The organism is Calderihabitans maritimus (assembly GCF_002207765.1).
Classification (GTDB): Bacteria; Bacillota; KKC1; order Calderihabitantales; family Calderihabitantaceae; genus Calderihabitans; species Calderihabitans maritimus.
The window spans coordinates 1-3,411 of record NZ_BDGJ01000145.1; the positions used below are offsets into that span (position 1 = coordinate 1).

The following is a 3,411-nucleotide window of genomic DNA, read 5'->3' on the forward strand; positions in this document are numbered from 1 at the left end:
GCGGATGAACCAGTAGGCCAGAAAATGCCGAAAATGTTCTTCCCTAAGGTCTTCCAGTCCCGCCACCCGGCCTCCAGGCAAATTCTTCAGGTAATCAAGCCACATGTTCAGCCAAAACCGCTGCTCCTCGGCAACCTCTGAACCCGACTTTTTTTTGACCGCCTCCAGGTAGTGTTCCACTTCTCCCCATATTTTCATGGCCCGTACCCCTTTTTATTTTCCGAAATTTAATTATTATTATACCATTTTTTTCTATACCGGCAACCATTTACAGCGGAGATGCAGGCGTAGGGCGATTCGGGTTGGAGGTTATCGGCCCGGAGCGAGCAGGAACCTTACAGAACTCCCACATAAAAAGGGTGGCTATGCCACCCCCTTTAAACCAATTCACAGCTATCGGACCTCTTTATTAACCTGAAGTCTGCTCCCCCGTTGCTGTACTTCGTTTAATGAACTTCTGGTTGATCATAACCAACGCAAAGACCACCAAACCAAACACGTCAGTCCAGAAGTGAGTATATACCAAACTTAACCCTGCGGCTATTAGTAAAACGCGCTCCAATACATTAAGCGGCTTATTTATAAAACCTGCCAGGGAGGTACTGATACAATACATACCCAATACGGCGGTAATCAGGGCCAGGCCCAAATGAAGCAAGGTAACGTTTTCCATAATCAGAACCGGCGACAACACAAACATATAGGGGACCAAAAATCCTCCTATGGCTATTTTCACCGCTTGAACACCGGTAAGGAACGGATTACTCTGGGCCAACCCTGAACCGGCATAAGCTGCTAGAGCCACCGGCGGAGTAATGTCGGCCACAATTCCATAATAGAATACAAACAAGTGAGCAGCTAAAATAGGTACATTTAATTCCATCAGCGCCGGAGCTGCCATAGTAGCGGTAATAACGTAAGTAGCAGTGGTCGGTAACCCCATTCCCAAAATGATACTGGCTATCATGGCAAATATCATCGTCAATATTAATTGATTGTTAGCTAAGTCTAAAATGGCACCGGTAATTTTTAATCCCAGGCCGGTTAAAGTGACAACGCCTCCTATTACCCCGGCAGCAGCACAAGCTGCAATTACCGGCAGAGAAGTCCTCGCCGCATCAGCCAGAATTTCAAAAAACAGCTTGACTGTTAGTTTATCTTCTATCGCATCTTGCTTACCCAAAATTGTAGCTATAATAACAGCCAGTATGTTCATGCCCAGAGCAGTATAAATACCGTAAACAGCTGCTTTCATAGCGGACATACCCAGTGACAGAATAACCAGAATGGCCACAATCGGTAACAGCATATAACCCCGGGTTAACATTAACCGCCAAAAACTGGGCAGCTGGCTGCGGGGAATGCCCATGATACCCATCTTCTTGGATTCATAATGCACCTCGAAGAATTGGGCGGTAAACCACAGCAGCGCCGGGATAATGGCCGCCTTCATAATTTCCTGATAAGTTTTACCGGTAAATTCAATCATTAGAAAGGCTGCAGATCCCATAATCGGTGGCATGATTTGTCCTCCGGTAGAAGACGCCGCCTCAACTGCCGCTGCATACTCGGGTTTATAGCCGGAACGTTTCATCATGGGAATAGTAAAGGCACCGTTCCCCACGGTGTTAGCCACCGAACTCCCGGTAATCATACCGGAGAATACGCTAGTCAATACCCCAATCTTGGCCGGACCACCGGTCATCCAGCCGGCTATGGCCAGTGATATATCGGTAAAAAACCTCTCCAAACCGGTCCTCTGTAAAATTACCCCGAACAGCATATACAGGTAGATAAAGGTAGCGGAAATGGCAATAGGGATCCCGAAAACACCTTCCATACTTAAAAACTGGTGGGATATTATTCTTTCCACACTAAAACCCCGGTGTTCCAAAAGCGCAGGCATGTAAGGGCCCAGGTAGGCATACACCAGCATAGCCGCGCCTACTACCACTATGGGAAGTCCCACTATCCGCCGGGCCGCCTCTAATACCAGCAATACACCGATACCGGCGATGATATAGTCCACATCATTATACATACCCACGCGGGCTATGATATCTTCATAGAAGAAAAACTGGTACAGACCGGCTGCAAAACCCAACCCGGCCAAAATGATATCGTACAGAGGAATACCCGTATAACTTTTGTTATATTTTTTAGCCATTTGAATTAATAACAACACAATGGCTGCCGCCAAAGCAGTACTCCAGCGGATTTCCCCTTGCACATAAATGAGCAATACGGCCAGCAGCAATACACCCGTGGTTGCCCAGCTCAACCATCTTTTGCCGTCATCCTTTTTACCGCCGGGATACAACAGGAAAATCAAACCCAAACCTATGGCCACATGGAAGCCCCGCTGCTGGTTGGAAGGCAGGGTTCCAAATATAGCTGTGTACAGCTGGAACAGACTTAAAATTACGGAGACTGTAAATATAAACCATTTCCAAAACACCGGCATCTTCTTGCGGGTTGCGCTGGCAGCGTCGTACTGCTCCAACACCGCTTCCACATCAACACTTTCATCTGCCTGCAGGATGGCTTCGTTTGTTTTTAATTCTTTTTGGTTTTCCAGTTCTTTGGACATTCTTTACCCTCTGTGCCCCCTTTCGCGTATTCTATCCAGCAACGGCATCACATAAAATTCCACATATGCTCCTCCATCAACTACATCTAAGAACCGTAACCTTGTGCCGTCAGGAAAAATCAAAGTATGGTCTGCGACCACTTGGCCTACTCGCAATGGGACTTTTTCAAACCGGCGGTTTTCATAGAGTATTTTGTAATACCCGTCTTCCACTATAAACCGCGTAGTTTCATCGGCCAGTTTTTCGGGTCCCACGGGAAGATTGGCGCCAAAGGAATCATAACGCATTTCCACCATGGCCAGGGTATGATTATCCTCTACGGTAAAAACCTCATATACCGGTTGATTGGTTACAGAGTGAATATAGGCTAGGGTAAAATTGGTACCAATCCTGACCAGCTTCTCAAATACCACCTCACCGGAGAAAAAGTCCTTGACCTGGAAAACGGCGTAATGTGTCCCCCCGTACACTGCCACAGAAGTTAAAATGAATATTATGGAAAAGGTGATTATAAGAAGATAATGAGCACCACTAAGGGTGCTCATCACCTTACGCGACATTATTAATCAAGTAAACCCTTTTCCCTGTAATACCTGGCAGCTCCCGGGTGGAACGGCACAGGGGCAATTCCCTTAGTAGCGTTCTCAATGGTAATTTGCTTACCCCTCGCATGAGCTTGAGCAATCTGTTCCGTATTTTCATACATTACTTTGGTTAACTGGTATACCAGGTCTTCCGGCAGGTCCTTCTTCACATAAAGCACCGCCCACTGCGATACCGTGCGTGCCACTTCATCCTGCCCTTCATAGGTGCCGGCGGG

The 3,411-nt window shown here is 47.0% G+C and carries 4 protein-coding genes; all 4 read right to left on the bottom strand.

The annotated features are described in order from the left end of the window. The coding region (locus KKC1_RS11600) for a hypothetical protein (protein WP_143288747.1) at window positions 1-198 on the bottom strand (198 nt) is incomplete at its 3' end. Between the two features lie 211 nt (window positions 199-409). Beyond that, a complete protein-coding gene (locus tag KKC1_RS11605) occupies window positions 410-2,590 on the bottom strand; it encodes a TRAP transporter permease (RefSeq protein ID WP_088554615.1) in 2,181 nt (726 codons plus the stop codon). A gap of 3 nt (window positions 2,591-2,593) precedes the next feature. After that, window positions 2,594-3,151 (bottom strand): DUF1850 domain-containing protein, encoded by a 558-nt coding sequence (locus KKC1_RS11610; protein WP_088554616.1) that lies wholly within the window; start codon window positions 3,149-3,151, stop codon window positions 2,594-2,596. Between the two features lie 2 nt (window positions 3,152-3,153). Beyond that, window positions 3,154-3,411: TAXI family TRAP transporter solute-binding subunit (locus KKC1_RS16355; protein ID WP_192868219.1), on the bottom strand; the 258-nt coding region annotated here is incomplete at its 5' end.